This window comes from Streptomyces sp. NPDC023723, assembly GCF_040639815.1.
GTDB lineage: Bacteria > Actinomycetota > Actinomycetes > Streptomycetales > Streptomycetaceae > Streptomyces.
Genome location: NZ_JBFAAP010000005.1, coordinates 150,909 through 167,212 on the forward strand (window position 1 = coordinate 150,909; position 16,304 = coordinate 167,212).

At 74.3% G+C, this 16,304-nt stretch carries 14 protein-coding genes; 6 read left to right on the forward strand and 8 right to left on the reverse strand.

Going from position 1 to position 16,304, the window contains the following annotated elements:
- Positions 1-67 precede the first annotated feature (67 nt).
- From AB0G32_RS08860 to AB0G32_RS08870, 3 genes are read right to left on the reverse strand one after another with little or no spacing between them, the layout of a single operon-like run.
- On the reverse strand, positions 68-2,479 hold the full coding sequence (locus AB0G32_RS08860; RefSeq protein ID WP_361160235.1) for an aerobic carbon-monoxide dehydrogenase large subunit: 2,412 nt from the start codon (positions 2,477-2,479) through the stop codon (positions 68-70).
- Positions 2,476-2,985, reverse strand: coding sequence for a (2Fe-2S)-binding protein (locus AB0G32_RS08865; protein ID WP_361160238.1), 510 nt, complete (start codon positions 2,983-2,985; stop codon positions 2,476-2,478). Before AB0G32_RS08865 ends, AB0G32_RS08860 begins: the two co-directional genes overlap by 4 nt.
- Before the next feature lie 2 nt (positions 2,986-2,987).
- The gene (locus AB0G32_RS08870; RefSeq protein ID WP_361160241.1) at positions 2,988-3,869 is read right to left on the reverse strand and encodes a xanthine dehydrogenase family protein subunit M; all 882 of its coding nucleotides are present in this window, start codon (positions 3,867-3,869) and stop codon (positions 2,988-2,990) included.
- Positions 3,870-4,083: 214 nt separating this feature from the next.
- Here AB0G32_RS08870 and AB0G32_RS08875 point away from each other — a divergent pair, with 214 nt between their 5' ends.
- Positions 4,084-4,524: an ATP-binding protein gene (locus tag AB0G32_RS08875; RefSeq protein ID WP_361160244.1), complete on the forward strand. Its 441-nt coding sequence runs from the start codon at positions 4,084-4,086 to the stop codon at positions 4,522-4,524.
- A 6-nt stretch (positions 4,525-4,530) separates the two neighbouring features.
- Here the strand turns inward: AB0G32_RS08875 and AB0G32_RS08880 are convergent, their stop codons facing one another.
- Positions 4,531-4,890, reverse strand: a complete 360-nt coding sequence (locus tag AB0G32_RS08880) for an STAS domain-containing protein (RefSeq protein ID WP_361160247.1) — start codon at positions 4,888-4,890, stop codon at positions 4,531-4,533.
- 375 nt (positions 4,891-5,265) lie between these two features.
- Here AB0G32_RS08880 and AB0G32_RS08885 point away from each other — a divergent pair, with 375 nt between their 5' ends.
- Positions 5,266-9,225 (forward strand): SpoIIE family protein phosphatase, encoded by a 3,960-nt coding sequence (locus tag AB0G32_RS08885; protein WP_361160542.1) that lies wholly within the window; start codon positions 5,266-5,268, stop codon positions 9,223-9,225.
- Positions 9,225-9,524, forward strand: a complete 300-nt coding sequence (locus AB0G32_RS08890; RefSeq protein ID WP_361160250.1) for an STAS domain-containing protein — start codon at positions 9,225-9,227, stop codon at positions 9,522-9,524. Before AB0G32_RS08885 ends, AB0G32_RS08890 begins: the two co-directional genes overlap by 1 nt.
- On the opposite strand, the gene AB0G32_RS08895 is transcribed toward AB0G32_RS08890, so the two are convergent.
- Positions 9,521-10,708, reverse strand: a complete 1,188-nt coding sequence (locus AB0G32_RS08895) for a PP2C family protein-serine/threonine phosphatase (RefSeq protein ID WP_361160253.1) — start codon at positions 10,706-10,708, stop codon at positions 9,521-9,523. The genes AB0G32_RS08890 and AB0G32_RS08895 overlap by 4 nt on opposite strands.
- A gap of 480 nt (positions 10,709-11,188) precedes the next feature.
- Here AB0G32_RS08895 and AB0G32_RS08900 point away from each other — a divergent pair, with 480 nt between their 5' ends.
- The 3 genes from AB0G32_RS08900 to AB0G32_RS08910 are packed head-to-tail and all read left to right on the forward strand — an operon-like array spanning position 11,189 to position 12,889.
- Entirely contained in the window at positions 11,189-11,407 is a 219-nt protein-coding gene (locus AB0G32_RS08900) for a hypothetical protein (protein ID WP_361160256.1), read from the forward strand.
- Positions 11,397-12,122 (forward strand): TetR family transcriptional regulator, encoded by a 726-nt coding sequence (locus AB0G32_RS08905; RefSeq protein WP_361160259.1) that lies wholly within the window; start codon positions 11,397-11,399, stop codon positions 12,120-12,122. The genes AB0G32_RS08900 and AB0G32_RS08905 overlap by 11 nt, the downstream gene beginning before the upstream one ends.
- Positions 12,119-12,889, forward strand: coding sequence for an SDR family NAD(P)-dependent oxidoreductase (locus AB0G32_RS08910; protein WP_361160262.1), 771 nt, complete (start codon positions 12,119-12,121; stop codon positions 12,887-12,889). Before AB0G32_RS08905 ends, AB0G32_RS08910 begins: the two co-directional genes overlap by 4 nt.
- Here the strand turns inward: AB0G32_RS08910 and AB0G32_RS08915 are convergent.
- Genes AB0G32_RS08915 through AB0G32_RS08925 form a run of 3 tightly spaced genes read right to left on the reverse strand, consistent with a single transcriptional unit; the run spans position 12,874 to position 16,303 of the window.
- Positions 12,874-13,884 carry a nitronate monooxygenase gene (locus AB0G32_RS08915; RefSeq protein ID WP_361160265.1) on the reverse strand — a complete coding sequence of 337 codons (1,011 nt, stop codon included), beginning with the start codon at positions 13,882-13,884 and terminating at the stop codon, positions 12,874-12,876. The two genes, AB0G32_RS08910 and AB0G32_RS08915, sit on opposite strands and share 16 nt — an antisense overlap.
- Positions 13,881-15,497 (reverse strand): AMP-binding protein, encoded by a 1,617-nt coding sequence (locus tag AB0G32_RS08920; protein ID WP_361160268.1) that lies wholly within the window; start codon positions 15,495-15,497, stop codon positions 13,881-13,883. Before AB0G32_RS08920 ends, AB0G32_RS08915 begins: the two co-directional genes overlap by 4 nt.
- The gene (locus tag AB0G32_RS08925) at positions 15,497-16,303 is read right to left on the reverse strand and encodes an enoyl-CoA hydratase/isomerase family protein (RefSeq protein WP_361160270.1); all 807 of its coding nucleotides are present in this window, start codon (positions 16,301-16,303) and stop codon (positions 15,497-15,499) included. Before AB0G32_RS08925 ends, AB0G32_RS08920 begins: the two co-directional genes overlap by 1 nt.
- Position 16,304: the final 1 nt, after the last annotated feature.

The window sequence follows — 16,304 nt, forward strand, 5'->3', positions numbered from 1 at the left end:
TTCCCGGCCCGGTTCCCGACCGGGGCCCGGCCCGGGTGCCTCCCGTTCCTCCCATGCCTCCCGTGGCTCAGACCGGAGGCGTCGCACCGCCCCGCATCGCCTCCCACACCCGCGAGGGCGTCAGCGGCATGTCGGCGTGCCGGACGCCGAACGGCTCCAGGGCGTCCACCACCGCGTTGACGATGGCGGGCGGCGAACCGACGGTCGCCGACTCGCCGACCCCCTTCGCGCCGATGGGGTGGTGCGGGGACGGGGTGACCGTGAACCCCGTCTCCCAGTCGGGGACCTCGAGCGCGGTCGGCACGAGGTAGTCCATCAGCGAGCCGCTCAGGCAGTTGCCGTCCTCGTCGAAGGAGATCATCTCCATCAGCGCCATACCGACGCCGTCGGTGAGCCCGCCGTGCACCTGCCCCTCGATGATCATCGGGTTGATCCGGGTACCGCAGTCGTCGACCGCGACGAACCGGCGCACCGTCACCTTCGCCGTGCCCGGGTCGATGTCCACGACACAGATGTAGGCGCCGTGCGGGTAGGTGAGGTTCTCCGGGTTGTAGCAGATCTGCGCGTCCAGCCCGCCCTCCACGCCCGCGGGCAGATCGCCGGCGCCGTGCGCGCGCATCGCGACCTCCTGGATGGTCACCGAGGCCGTCGGGTCACCGGCGACCCGGAAGCCGCCCTTGGCCCACTCCACGTCGGTGACCGGCACCGCCAGCATGCCGGCGGCGATCAGCCGGGCCTTGTCGCGGACCCGGCGGGCCACCAGTACCGCGGCGGCGCCCGAGACGGGTGTGGAGCGGCTGCCGTAGGTGCCGAGCCCGAACGGGGTGCGGTCGGTGTCGCCGTGCACCACGTCGATGTCCTGCGGCGGGATGCCCAGTTCCTCCGCGACGAGCTGCGCGAACGTCGTCTCGTGGCCCTGCCCCTGGGACTGCACCGACAGCCGCACGACCGCCTTGCCGGTGGGATGCACCCGCAGCTCGCAGCCGTCCGCCATGCCCAGGCCCAGGATGTCCATGTCCTTGCGCGGCCCCGCGCCGACCGCCTCGGTGAAGAACGCCACCCCGATCCCCATGATCTCGCCGCGCTCCCGCCGCTCCGCCTGCTCGGCCCGCAGCGCCTTGTACCCGGCGAGCCGGGTGGCGAGCTCCATGGTCGGGGCGTAGTCACCGGAGTCGTACACCCAGCCCGTCTTCGAGCGGTACGGGAACTGCTCGGGCCGGATGAAGTTGCGGGTGCGCAACTCGACCGGGTCGGCGCCCAGTTCGCGGGCCAGGCAGTCCACCATCCGCTCGATCAGGTAGACCGCCTCGGTGATGCGGAAGGAGCAGGCGTACGCGACGCCGCCCGGCGCCTTGTTGGTGTAGACGGCCGTCATCTCGCAGTGGGCGGCCTCGATGTCGTAACTGCCGGTGAACACGCCGAAGAAGCCGGCCGGGTACTTCACCGGGGCCGCCGTGCCGTTGAACGCGCCGTGGTCGGCGAGCACCTGGGTGCGGACCGCGAGGATCCGTCCCTCCCGGGTCGCCGCGATCTCGCCGCGCATCACGTAGTCGCGGGCGAATCCGGTGCTGGTCAGGTTCTCCGACCGGTCCTCCATCCACTTCACCGGTTTCCCGGTGTGCAGGGCGGCGACGATCGCGCACACGTAGCCCGGGTAGATCGGCACCTTGTTGCCGAAGCCGCCACCGATGTCCGGGGAGACCACCCGGATCTTGTGCTCGGGCAGCCCGGCGACGATCGCGTAGAGGGTGCGGTGGGCGTGCGGGGCCTGGGTGGTGGACCACAGGGTGAGCCGGCCGTCGACGGAGTCGAAGTCGGCGACCGCGCCGCAGGTCTCCATGGGCGCCGGATGCACCCGCGGGTACACCATGTCCTGGCTCACCACGACGTCGGCGCGGGCGAACGCGGCGTCCGTCGCGGCCGCGTCCCCGGTCTCCCAGTCGAAGCAGTGGTTGTCGTGCTTGTCCGCCAGATCGTCCCGGACGACCGGGGCGTCGGGGGCGAGCGCGGTCCGTACGTCGACGACCGGGTCGAGCTGCTCGTACTCGACGTCGATCAGCTCCAGCGCGTCCCGGGCCGCGTAGCGGTCCTCGGCGACGACGAAGGCGACCTCCTGGCCCTGGAAGCGGACCTTGTCGGTGGCGAGCACGGCCTGCACGTCGCCGGACAGGGTGGGCATCCAGGCCAGGCCCTGTTCGGCCAGCATGGCGCCGGTGACCACCAGGCGGACCCTGGGGTGGGCCTCGGCCAGTGAGGTGTCGACGGACACGATCCGGGCGTGGGCGAGCGGTGAGCGCAGGATCGCCAGGTGCAGCATGCCGGGCAACCGGAGGTCGTCGACGTAGCGGCCCCGGCCGCGGACGAACCGGGCGTCCTCCTTGCGCAGCATCCGGCCGTGGCCGCAGGGCCGGTGGTCGTTGTCGACGAACGCGGTGCGCCGGCCGTCCGTGCCGGTGGCGGGGTCGTCGGTGGCGGTCATGAGGCACCCCCGCGGGCCGGGTCCGCGGCGAGCGTGGTGCGGGTGCCGGCCTCCTCGGCCGCCGCCCAGCGCACCGAGCGGACGATGGTGGCGTACCCCGTGCAGCGGCACAGCTGGCCCGAGAGCGCCTCCCGGATCTCCCGCTCGCCGGGGTCGGGACTGCGGTCGAGCAGGGCCCGGGCGGTCATCAGCATGCCGGGCGTGCAGAAGCCGCACTGCAGGCCGTGGCAGTGGATGAACCCGCGCTGCACGGCGTCGAGTTCGCCGTCCTTCGCCAGCCCCTCCACGGTCCGCACCCGGTGCCCGCCGGCCATCGCCGCGAGCACCGTGCAGGACTTGACCGGCTCATCGTCCAGCCACACCACACAGGTGCCGCAGTTGCTGGTGTCGCACCCCCAGTGGGTGCCGGTCAGCCCGAGATCGTCGCGCAGGAAGTGCACGAGCAGCAGCCGCCCCTCGATCTCCCGGGTGACCTCCGTGCCGTTGACGGTCATGGTGACCTGCATGATCACACCTCCGCTCCGGTGATACGGGTCACAGCCGCGCGCAGGGTGCGGCGGGTCAGCTCGCCGGCCAGATGCCGTTTGTACGCCGCGCTGCCCCGGTGGTCGCCCGTCGGCGAACAGTTCTGGGCGGCGAGCTCCCCGGCGCGCGCGTACGCCGCCTCGTCGGGCAGCCGGTGGCGCAGCGCCTCGGCGACCCCGGGGACCGCCCCGGCGTGCGGGCCGACCGCGGCGAGCGCCACCCGGGCGTCGGCGATCCGGCCGTCGTCGGCCAGCCGGACCGCGGCCCCGGCCGCCACCACCGCCCAGTCGCCCGCCCGCCGTTCGACCTTCTCGTAGGCGCTGGAGGAACCCGCGCGCACCGGGAGCCGGACCTCGGTCAGCAGTTCCGCGTCGCCCACGGCGGTCTCGTACGGGCCCCGGTGGAAGTCCGCCATCGGCACCAGCCGCTGCCCGCCCCGGCCCCGGATCACGCAGGTGGCGTCCAGCGCGGCGCACACGGCGGACAGGTCCTCGGCCGGGTCGGCCTGGCACAGCGAACCGCCGAGCGTGCCCCGGTTGCGCACCACCGGATCGGCGATCACCCGCTCGGCGTCCCGGAACACCGGGAGCACGGCGGCCAGTTCGTCCGACTCCAGCAGCTCCCGGTGCCGGGTCAGCGCGCCGATCCGGACCTCGCCGGGCCGCACCCGGACGTACCCCAGCTCGCCGTGCAGATCGTTGATGTCGATCAGGTGGTCGAAGCTCGCCAGCCGCAGCTTCATCATCGGCAGCAGACTGTGGCCGCCCGCCACCAGCCGGGCCGTGTCGCCGAACCGGTCGAGAAGCGTGATCGCCTCCTCGACGCTGCCCACCCTCGCGTACTCGAACGGAGCCGGAACCTGCATGCCGCGTCCCCCTCCCTCGCCCGGTTTCCCACCCGGCGTCGGGGCGTCGTGTGGGCACCATTGGGCGGCTGCGCGGCGCGCGGTGTCAACGGTTGGTCGCCCGTCCGCTTAATCCGGCCACGGCGGGAACTATCGTGGGGGCGACAAATGTTCTGGTCGCGCGGGAAGCGGTGGTGTCCCGCGCTCCACGGGGGAGTCGGACGGCGGTGGCGGAATGGGCGAGGTCGGACCGGACGGGGCGGCCGGCGGCGGAACGGCGTACGAGGACGGCGCGCGAAGACTGTCGGTGACTTTCGACCCCGGCACGTTCCGGGTCGCGGACGCGCGGCGCCTGGCGGTGCGGTACCTGGCCGAGTCGCGGGAGGAGCCGTGGCCGGACCGCGTCGTGCAGGCCACCCAGCTGGTGGTCAGCGAACTGGTCACCAACGCGGTCAAGTACGGCTCGGGGCCGGTGCGGCTGTCGCTGGCCGTCGCCGACGGCGTGATGTCGGTGACCGTGCGGGACGGCGAGACGGCCCTGCCGACCCTGCGGCCGGCCGACCCCGGCCGGGTGGGACAGCACGGTCTGGAGATCGTCGCGGCGCTCAGCCAGGACCTCGACGTCCGGCGCGAGCCCACCGGCAAACGGGTCACCGCCCGCATCGCCCTGCGCTGAACGGTTTCACCGCCGCAGGGCGGAGACCGCCGCCTCGGTGCTGGGATGGAAGGTGAAGATCTGGTCCAGCCCGATGATGCCGAAGACCCGCATGTGCTCCGGGCCGACCGCGGCCAGACCGAGCGGCGAGCCGGTCGCCAGGGACCGCTGATAGGCGGTGACCAGCACGGTGATGCCGGTGGAGTCGCAGTAGGTGAGACCGGCCAGGTCGACCACCACCCCCTGTTCGTCGAAGGGGGCCGCCGCGACGGCCTCGGTCAGCAGCGGGGCGCTGTGGTGGTCCAGCTCCCCCTTCACCTCCAGGACGAAGGGTCCCTCGGGAGTGCGGCGCTGGGTGACGGTCAAGAGCTGTTCGGGTTCGGTCACCGGTTCTCCTGGATGAGGCGGGGCTGACCGGGCTTATCCTACGAAGCCATCGGTCCGCGCGGGCGGTGCCGGTCCGCGCGGCGCCGGTCGCGGGACGAGGGTGTCCGGCTGTTCGACCCCTGGGGCACGCGGGACGGCCGGTGGGACGGTACGGGCGGTGCGACGCGGGCGCGCCGGGCGAGCGAGGGGGTTGCGGTGGCGGGGTCGTCGGACGAGGAGTACGAGGCGGCCGGGGCCGACGTGTTCGCCGCCGACCAGGAGGTCGGCCCGGACCTGGCCCGGGTGGACTGGACGGCGACCGGGCTGGGCCCGCCCGGCCGGTGGCCGCAGAGCCTGCGGACGGCGGTCAGCATCCTGCTGTCCTCCCGGTTCTCGATGTGGCTGGCGTGGGGCCCGGACCTCACGTTCTTCTGCAACTCCGCCTACCGCCGCGACACCCTGGGCCGCAAGTACCCCTGGGCGCTGGGCCGCCCCGCCCGCGAGGTGTGGGCGGAGATCTGGGACGACATCGGCCCGCGCATCGACACCGTCATCACCACCGGCCGGGCCACCTGGGACGAGGCACTGCTGCTGTTCCTGGAGCGGTCCGGTTACACGGAGGAGAGCTACCACACCTTCTCCTACAGCCCGCTGCGCGACGACCACGGCGCGGTGGTCGGCATGCTCTGCGTGGTCAGCGAGGACACCGGGCAGGTCATCGGCGAACGCCGGCTGGCCACCCTGCGCGACCTCGGCTCCGACCCCAGCGTGGTGCGCACCGAACAGGAGGTGCGGGCCTTCGCCGACCGGCAGCTGAGCCGCAACCCGCACGACCTGGCCTTCACACTGACCTACCTCTTCGAGCCGGACGGCTCCGCCCGGCTCGCGGGCGCCACCCGGATCCCCGCCGGACACCCCGCCGCCCCCGCCGTACTGCCGGCCGACGCCACCGGCCCGCCGTGGCCGGTGCGGCCACTGGCGCGCGGCGAGAGCGTCCTGGTCCCGCTCGACGGCGCCCCGTTCGCCGGCCTGCCCGCCGGCGACCGGCCGCGGCCGCCCCGGCAGGCGCTGGCGGTGCCGCTGCGCCGGCAGGGCCAGGCGCCCTACGGCTTCCTGGTGGCCGGCCTGAACCGGTACCGCGCCCTCGACGAGGGCTACCGCGGCTTCGTCGAACTGGTCGCCGGCCACCTCGCCTCGGGCCTCGCCGGTGCCCGCGGCTACCAGACCCAGCAGCGCCGCGCCGAGGAACTCGCCGAGCTGGACCGGGCGAAGACCGCCTTCTTCTCCAACATCAGCCACGAGTTCCGCACCCCCCTCACCCTGATCATGGGACCGGTGGCGGAACTGCGGACCCACCTCGCCGACGCCGACCCCGCGCTCCGCGAGGAACTGGAGGTCGTCCACCGCAACGGACTGCGGCTGGGCAAACTGGTCAACTCGCTGCTGGACTTCTCCCGCATCGAGGCCGGCCGGATGGGCGCCCACTACGAACCGGTCGACCTGGCCGCGGTCACCGCCGAACTGGCCGGCGTGTTCCGCTCCGCCGTGGACCGGGCCGGCCTGCGCCTCGCCGTCGAGTGCCCGCCGCTCGCCCGGCCGGTGCACCTCGACCGCGGCATGTGGGAGAAGGTGGTCTTCAACCTCCTCGGCAACGCCCTGAAGTTCACCTTCGAGGGCACGGTCCGGGTCACCGTACGGGCCGAGGACACCCACGCGGTGGTCGTGGTCGCCGACACCGGCATCGGCGTACCGGCCGCCGAACTGCCCCGGCTGTTCGAACGATTTCACCGGATCGAGAACGCCCGCGCCCGCTCCCACGAGGGCAGTGGCATCGGCCTGGCCCTGGTCCGGGAACTGGTCGGCCTGCACGGCGGCACGATCACCGCCGACAGCACCGAGGGGGAGGGCACCGCCTTCACCGTCCGGCTGCCCTTCGGCACCGGCCACCTGCCGCCCGAGGCGCTGGGGCCGGCCGGCCGCCGCACCGCCCCGGTACCGGCCGAGCCGTACCTCCAGGAGGCCCCCGCCGCCTTCCCGGCCGAAGCACCGGACACCGCCGGTACGGAGCACCGCACCGGTCACCTCCAGGGCCCCGCCGCCCCCGCCCGGGTGCTGGTCGCCGACGACAACGCCGACATGCGCGCCTACCTCACCCGCATCCTGCGCGGCTCCGGCTACGCCGTCGACACCGCCGGCGACGGCCGCTCGGCGCTGCGCGCGGCCCGCGCCGCCACCCCCGACCTGGTGATCAGCGACGTCATGATGCCCGGCCTGGACGGCCTGCGACTGGTCGCGGCGCTGCGCACCGACCCGCGGACCGCCGCCGTACCCGTCCTGCTGCTGTCCGCCCGGGCCGGCCAGGAGGCGTCCATCGAGGGACTGCGGGCGGGCGCCGACGACTACCTGGTCAAGCCGTTCGCCGCGGCCGAACTGCTGGCCCGGGTCCGGACCGGCGTCGAGCTGGCCCGGCTGCGCGGCCACCAGGCCCGCTGGCGCGCCGCACTGGTCGACTCCCTCCAGGAGGCGTTCTTCGTCTGCGACGAGGACGGCGCCGTCGTCGAGATCAACGCGGCGTTCACCGACACCCTCGGCTACGGACCCGAGGGGCTGCCGTACCGCCCCGCGCACCCCTGGTGGCCGCCGGCCGACGCCGACCCGGAGACCCGCCGCCGGCTGGAAGCGGCCTGCACCCGGCTGCTCGACGAGCCCAGGGGTTCCTGCACCGTCCCCGTCGTGCGCCGCGACGGCCGCCGGATCTGGGTGACCGCCACCTTCAACCGGGCCCGCGACCCCGACACCGGGCGCCAGGTCACCGTCGGCACCTTCCGGGACGTCACCGCCGAGCACCACGCCGTCCGGCGCGAGAGCGCCCAGGCCGCGCTTGGCCTGCGGCTGGGCCGGGCCACCAGCCTGTCCGAGGCCCTCACCGGCACCCTCACCGAACTGCGGCGGCTCTGGAACGCCCGGCACGTCACGGCCGTCGTCGCCCGTCCCGGCGCGGCACCGGCCCTGACCACCACCGACGACGGGCCGCGCTGGACGGAGCTGCCGGACGCGCGACGACGGACCCTGACCGGCTGGCTCGGCCTGCCCCCGCTCACCCCCGTCGAGGACGACACCGGCGCCGGGATCGCGCTCGGCCACCCCGAGGGACCGATGGCGCTGTGGATCGAACTCGGCGACCGGCGGCCGTTCACCGGCGAGGACCAGCTGCTGCTGTCCCTGCTGGCCGGACAGCTCGCCCAGGGACTGGTCCGCGCCCACGACATCGACCAGCAGCGCGAGACGGCCCTCGCACTGCAACGCGCCATCCTCGGCCCCGCCGACCTGCCCAGCGGCTTCGCCGTCCGCTACGAACCCGCCACCCGTCCGCTGGAGGTCGGCGGCGACTGGTACGACATCGTCCGGCTGCCGAACGGACGCATCGGCATCGTCGTCGGCGACTGCGTGGGACGCGGACTCCAGGCCGCGACCGTCATGGGGCAGTTGCGCAGTGCCTGCCGGGCGCTGCTGCTCCAGGACACCGGCCCGGCCCGCACCCTGACGGCCCTGGACCACTTCGCGGCCGGGGTCACCGGCGCGATGTGCACCACGGTCTTCTGCGGCGTCCTGGACCCGGAGACCGGCCGGCTCACCTACTCCAGCGCCGGCCACCCGCCGGGCATCCTCAGCTGCCCCGACGGCACCACCCACCTCCTCGACGACGGGCGCTCCCTGCCGCTGGCCGTGCGCCCCGGCAGAGCCCGCCCCGAGAGCAGCCGCACCATGCCCGCCCGCGCCACCCTGCTGCTGTACACCGACGGTCTGGTGGAACGCCGCCGGTGTTCCCTCACCGACGGCATCGACCGGGCCGGCCGGGCCGTCCAGGACGGGTGGGACACGGCCGTGGACGACCTCGCCACCGCCGTCATGACCCGGCTGGCACCGGCCGACGGCTACGACGACGACGTCGCGCTCCTGCTCTACCGGCACCCCGCCCCGCTCGACCTGGCCTTCCCCGGCGAGTCCGCCCAGCTCGCGCGGGTCCGGGGGGCGCTGCGCGGCTGGCTGGCCCGCTGCGAACTGCCGCCGCACACCGTCCAGGACGTCCTGGTCGCCGCCGGCGAGGCGTGTGCCAACGCCGTGGAGCACGGCCACCGGGACACTCCGCAGGACACCGTCCGGCTGCGGGCGGAGGCCCGGAGCGACGCGCTGCGGGTGACCGTCACCGACACCGGCCGGTGGCGCACCCCCAGACCCGAACTCCATCCCTACCGGGGGCGCGGTGTCACCCTGATGCGCGCGCTGATGCAGCACGTCACCATCACCTCCGGTGCCACCGGCACCACCGTGGACATGCGAACGAGGATCGCCTGATGACCACCCCGCTCACCATCGCCTCCGGCCGGCGCCCCGACGGCGCCACGGTCGTCACCGTGGTCGGCGAGATCGACCTGAGCAACCACGACGCCCTCGGCACGGCCATCGAGGCCGCCGACGGCCCGGTGGTCGTGGACCTCACCGGCGTCGAGTACCTCGACAGCGCCGGGCTGAGCGTGCTCTTCCGGCACAGCGAACGCATCGAGGTCGTCGCCACCGCTCTCCTCGCACCGGTCCTCGGCGTCTCCGGCCTGGCCGAACTGACCACCGTCCACCAGGCCGGTCCGGCCGGTTAGGCGGGCCCGAGCCGCCCGCGCGGGCTGCGGTCGCCGTACCAGTCCAGGCACAGCACGGTCGCGTCGTCCCGCAGCCGGCCCGCGCAGGCGTCCTGGACGGCGCCGACCAGGACGCGGACCGCCTCCCGCGGGTGCAGGTCCCGGGACTCGCGGACCAGGCCGGGCAGGTCCACCCCGGCCGCGCCGCGCTCCTGCATGCCGTCGGTGAGCAGGACCAGCCGGTCACCGGGCCGCAGTCGCAGCTCCTGTACCTGGTGCGGCACGGGGGAGGTGACCCCGAAGGGCAGGTTCGCGGTGAGCTTCAGTTCCCGCACGGTGCCGTCGCGCAGCAGCAGGGGGCGCGGATGGCCGGCGTTGACCAGTTCGACGGCGCCGGTGCTGAGCTGGACGCACAGCAACTGGCCGGTGGCCAGCCCGCGGTTGTGCTGGAGCAGGGCGTCGTGCGCCCGTCTCGCCTGCTCCCCGACGTTGCATCTGGTGCGGCGGGCTCCGCGCAGCGCGCCCAGCAGCAGGGTGGCCAGCAGCGCCGAATCGGTGTCGTGCCCCATCGCGTCGGTGATGGACAGGTGCAGCACGTCCCGGTCCAGGGCGAAGTCGTAGGTGTCGCCGCCGATGTCGTCGGCCGGCACCAGGCCGCCGGCGATGGCGAACTGCGCGGCCTCGCAGGCCGACGCGGACGGCAGCAACTGGTGCTGGATCTCGGCGGCCAGACTGGTCGGTGTGGTGCGCCGGCCCCAGTGGTACAGGTCGGTGAAGCGCCGGTCGGTGACGATGATGTACGCCAGCGCGTGCGCGGCCTGGTCGACCTTGCGCAGCACCGACGGGTCGTCGTGCGGCAGGGTCACCTCCAGGACACCCACGCAGTCGCCGCGGTTGGTCACCGGTGAGATCACCCGGTGGCCGCCGTCGCCGTCCGGTTCGACATGCCGGCGCTGCGAGCGCAGCACCTTCTCGTAGACGCTGTCGCGCAGCGCGATGGGTGCTGACCGGTGCTCGTCGCGCACGCCGTCGGCGGTGGTGAGCCGCACCAGTTCTTCCTCGATCAGGTCCACGAAGAGGAACGAGACGCTGCCCGCCGCGAACCGCTTCTGGAGATTGCGCGCCACGACGTCGACCGATTCCACCGGTGAGGCTTCCTCGGCGTCGGCGAGCAGGTCTCCCAGCTCCAAGGTGTTGCCGTCCACGGCCTTCTCCCTCCGCGGTCATGGGCGTCCTGCCGTTGCGGATGGTTCATCTGCCCTCTCCCGGCCCGCACATGCCCGGCGGGCTCCGCACCTCGAACACGGTCGTGCGCGTGTACGAAGCCGGTGACGCGTGCGGGTGACGGTCCGATTCACACCATTGGCGCAAGGGGAACGCGGGTACACGTGAGGCAGGTCAGCCGAGCGAGAGGTGACTCATGCTCTTCACGCTGTGCACCGCGGGGCCGCTGCTGCTCGCCCTTCTTCTGGTCCACCACGACACCGAACGGCATGTGCCGCGCCACAAACGTGACGGTCCGCCCGTCCGTTGACCCCGGCGCGGTGGCCGGCCAGGACCCGGCCGGCTCCCCGCCCCGCCCCGTACGCGTCAGCCGCACGTGCCCCGTGGATATCCGAGGTTGCGGTCCGGTTGCGAGCGGGCGGCGGCGGGTTGCCCGCCCCGGTGCCGCGCGTTCTCCAGGCATGGAAATCCCCTACGCGGCACTGAACGGCGCCTACTGGCTGGACGACGGCCTCGCCCCCTGCCCGGACTGCGTCCGCCTGCTGGACACCCAGCCGGCCGCCGACACCGGCCCCGCCCGCGGTGCCGGTCACCGGCCCGTCACCGCCGTGTGGCGAGCCGTCGCGCGACAAATGTCCCGGCGGGACATTACAGGTGTACGCTGCACGTATGAGCCATGACACCGCCGCCCCCGCCGACCCGCGGGACCCGGCACCGGACCGCAGGCGGCTGAGGGCGCTGCGGACCCGGCGGGCGCTGGCGTCGGCCGCCGTCGACCTCATCCTGGAACGCGGCCTGGCCGAGACCGGTGTCGAGGCCGTCGCCGAACGCGCCGGCGTCAACCGCCGCACCTTCAGCCGGTACTTCACCGGCAAGGAGGACGCCGCCCTGGACTTCGCCCGCGCCGACGGCGAGCGCATCAACGCGGCGCTGCGCCGCCGCCCGCCCGGCGAACCCCCGCTGGCCGGCTACCGCGCCGCGGTACGCACCTGGCTCACCGACCCCGAGCACCCCGCCGAGCACAGCCGCCCCGGACCACGGGCCCTGCTCGCGCTGGTTCCCGGGGAACCGGACCTGTTCGCCGCCTACGCCCGCATCCGCGCCGCCGAGCAGGCCGCGTCGGTACGCATCCTGGCGGCACGGCTCGGCGTCGACCCCGGCACCGATCCCCGGCCCGGCATCGTCGTCGAGGCGGGCGCGGGGGTGCTCGGCACCGTGCTGCACCAGTGGGCCCGCGCCACCGCGGCCGGGCCGGAGAACTTGGCCGAGAGAGTGGACCGGGCCTTCGACGTGCTGCTGGAGGAGTCCTTCCGCGCACGCCGGCCGACCTCGGCGCTCTCGGCCGCGACGCTCCCCGCGAGGGGGAGCGCGAACGAGGAAAGGCGCAGGACATGACATTCCCGGTACTGGACGGCAAGGTCGCCGTCGTCACCGGCGCGGCCATGGGCATGGGCGAGGCCACCGCCCGGCTCTTCGCCGAGGCGGGCGCGAAGGTGCTGGTCGCGGACATGAACGAGGAACGCGGCCGGGCCGTCGCCGAGGCCATCGGCGCGGACGGCGGCACCGCGAGCTTCCACCAGGTCGACGTGGCGGACAGCGTGCAGGTCAAGGCGATGGTGGCGGCCGCCGTCGACACCTGGGGCCGGCTCGACGTCGCGGTGAACAACGCCGCCCTCACCCCGGACGACAAGCCCACCGCCGAGTTCGACGAGGACTACTGGGACCGGCTGATCTCGGTCGACCTCAAGGGCACCGCGCTGTGCCTGAAGTGGGAGCTCCAGCAGCTCATCGCGCAGGGCGGCGGTGGTTCCATCGTCAACATCTCCTCGGTCAGCGGCTTCCGCCCGCAGCCGGACAACCCCGCCTACGTCGCCGCCAAGCACGGCGTCAACGGCCTCACCAAGACCGCCGCCGTCGAGAACGGCGTCCACAACATCCGGGTCAACGCCGTCGCCCCCGGCGCGATCGACACCCCGATGCTGCGCGGCGCGCTGGAGCAGTTCGGCCACACCGAGGCCGAGTACGCCCCGCAGCTCAGCCTCCTCGGCCGGTTCGGACAGCCCCGCGAGGTGGCCCAGGCCAGCCTGTGGCTCGCCTCCGACCAGTCGTCGTACGTGACGGGTTCCGTCATCCACGTGGACGCCGGCTACACCAGCCGCTGACCGGGTCCCGCGCCCTCTTCCGGCCCGGGTCCGACCGGCGCCGGAAGGGGCAGCCGGCCGAGGGCGCGGCGGTACTCGGCGACGATCCGCCCGACCACCTCGGCGGCCGGCAGCACCGCGTCGACCAGCCCCGCGGACTGGCCCGCCTCCACCTTCCCCTCCCGCACCCGGCCGTGCAGGGCGGCGTCCTTGAGGCTGGCGCCCTGGAACTCCTTGCGCCGCACCTCCGGTTCGGCGGCGGACTCCTCCAGGCGCCGCATCCGGGCGGTGAAGTCGTTCTCCAGGGCCCGGACGAGACCGAGGCCGTGGCCGACGGTACGGGTGTCCTCGACGCCCGCGGCGACCACCGCGGCCTTGTAGGCGGCGTGCACGCCGGCCTCCTCGGTGGCGAGGAACCGGGTGCCGAACTGGGCGGCGCCCGCGCCCAGCGCCAGCATCGCGGCCAGCCCCGCGCCGTCCGCGACCCCGCCGGAGGCGATCACCGGAACCTCCGGGACGGCCGACACCACGGCCCGCACCAGGACCTGCGTGGTGACCATCGCGGGCGGCGGATGCCCGCCCGCCTCCGCGCCGACCACCACGAGTCCGTCGACGCCCGCGGCGGCCGCCTTGCGGGCGTGCTCCACCCCGGCCACCACGTGCAGACAGACGGTGCCGGCCGCCCGGAAGCGGTCCAGGTAGCGGCGCGGCCCGCCCTGCGAGGCGATCAGCACCGGCGGCCGGCGGGACAGGAGCAGTTCGATGACGTCGTCCGCGCCCGGCCGGTACAGCGGCAGGTTGACCGCCCAGGGAAGGTCCGTGCCGGCCGCCGTCTCGTCGAGCACCCGGGCCAGGTCGCCCAGCCGCATGGGCCCGGCCGCGACCACCCCCAGACCGCCGGCCCGGCTGACCGCGAGCGGGAGCGCCGAGTTCGACGACGCCCAGGACATGCCCGCCTGGATCACCGGAAGCCGGACCCCGAGCAGCCGGGTGACCGGCGTGTCGATACCGATCACGCCGGCACCTCCATGCCGAGCAGGGCCCGGGCGTGGGCGGCGAGCCGGTTCTTCTGCACCTTCGAACTCGCCGTCATGCCGATGCCCTCGAACCCGTCGACGATCCGCAGATGGCGGGGCACCTTGAAGCCCGCCATGCGGGTGCGGGCCCAGGACAGCAGCTCGTCCTCGGTGACACCGGATCCGGCCCCGGTCAGGACGACGAACGCGAACGGCACCTCCACCAGCCGCTCGTCGGGGACACCGACGACCACGGCCTGCCGGATGCGTGGATGGCGGTGCAGGGTGTCCTCCACGTCGGCCGGCGCCACGTTCTCCCCGCCGACCCGGATGATGTCCTTGGTCCGTCCGACGAAGTACAGGCGTCCGTCGGTGTCGAGGGTGCCGACGTCACCGGTGGCCAGCCAGCCGTCGGCGTCGACGGCCGCCGCGGTCGCCTCGGGGGCGTCCAGGTAGCCCCGCATGACGTTCCAGCCGCGTACCAGGATCGACCCCGGTTCGCCGGGGGCGCAGTCCCGGGCGCCGTCCACGGCCCGGATCCGCACCTCGACCCCCGGCTGCACCCGCATCGCACCGGACGCCCGGACGGCGTCCGCCTCCCACCAGCAGGACTGGGCGACATTGGGGGACGCCTCGGACAGCCCGTACCCGGCCACGCACTCGGTGGCGCCCAGTTCGTCGATCACCCGGCGGACGACGGTGGGGGAGGCGGCGACCCACGCACCGCGCAGCCACAGGGTGCGGTGGGCGCGGTCCGGGTGGTTGAGGAGCATCAGGGCGATGGTGTCGTTGCCGGAGAAGTGCGTGCAGCGCTCGCTCTCCAGCAGCCGCAGCGCCTCGGCCGCCTCGAACCGCGCCATGGTGACCAGTGTGGTGGCGTGCTGGATCGAGGCCAGCACCGACAGGGTGCTGCCGGCCACGTGGAAGAAGGGCCGGGCGCTGTGGAAGCGGTCCCCGGCCCGCAGGCCGAGCCGGGCCCCGGAGAAGAACGCGTCGGCGCACATACCGCGCTGGGTGAGCAGGACCCCCTTGGGCCGGGAGGTGGTGCCGGAGGTGTACTGGACCAGCAGGACGTCGTCCGCTGTGCCGGTGGCCGGTACCTGCTCGCCGGCCCCGTCGAGGAACCGGGCCCAGTCCGTCGCCCAGCCGGGCACCCGCGCGCCGCACATCACGACCCGCCGCACCCGCGGCAGCCGGGGGCTGCCCGGTGTGCCGTCCGCGCCGAAGCCGAGGTCGCGCAGCATGGCGCGGAAGTCGACCCGCAGCACCCGGTCGGCGACAAACAGGGTGGTCACCCGCGCGTGCGCCAGGGTGTGTGCGACCTCGTCCGCGGTGCAACGGGTGTTGACCGGGACGGTCACCGCGCCGACCGACCCCAGGGCGACGAACAGGGCCACCCAGCGGGGCCCGTTGCCGAGGCAGAGGCCGACCCGGTCGCCGCGGCCGATGCCGGCGGCGGTCAGCGCGGACCGTATCCGGGTGACCTCGGCGGCCAGTTCGCCGTAGGTGATCCGCTCCTCGGCGGTGACCACGGCCTCGACGTCGGGGGCGAGGAGCGCGGCCCGCTCCAGCGCCTGGTGCGGGGTGAGGGGGCAGGCTGTCCTGAGGTCCATCACTTCTCCTCGTCGTCGTCCGTGGGGTGCGCGGCGCCGGTGGTGCGACGGGCGAACCGTTCGACGCCGTCGCGCCAGCCGCCGTCGGCCAGGCACTGTTCGATCGCGGCCAGCTCGATCCGGATGCCGCGGTCCAGGTCGGTCTCGGCGCCCAGGTCGACCGCCCGCTTGGTCAGCGCCATGGCGAGCGGCGGCGCCTGCGCGACGGTGGCGGCGATCTCCCGCCCGGTGCCGGCCAGCGCGTCGTCGGGGACCACCCGGGCGACCAGGCCCAGGCCGAGCGCTTCGGCGGCGTCCAGCGGCCGGTTGGTGAACAGCAGTTCCTTCGCACGGCGTTTGCCGACGGCCCGTTGCAGGCGCTGGGTGGCGCCGACCGTGCCCCAGTGCGGCTCGGGGAAGCGGAACACGGCGCTCTCCGCGGCCACGGCGAAGTCCGCGGCCAGCGCGATCTCACCGCCGGAACCGACCACCGCGCCGTGCACCAGCGCGACGACCGGGTGCCGGCACTGCTCGACGGCCGCGTAGGCGGCGAACGAGGCGAGCCGGCGGCTCCGGACCCAGGCGGCGTCCCGGCCGGCCCGCTCCTTGAGGTCGGCCCCGGCGCAGAAGGCCGGACCCCGCGCGGACAGCAGCACCACGCGTACCCCGTCGTCGGCGTCGAGTTCCTCGAACACGGACCGCAACTCCCGGCACATCGGCAGGTCGACGGCGTTGCGGGCCGCCGGCCGGGCCAGCTCGACGCGGGCCACGCCGTCGGCGACGGAGCAGCGCACGCGCGGTGCCGGCGCCGGATCGGTCCCGGTCATC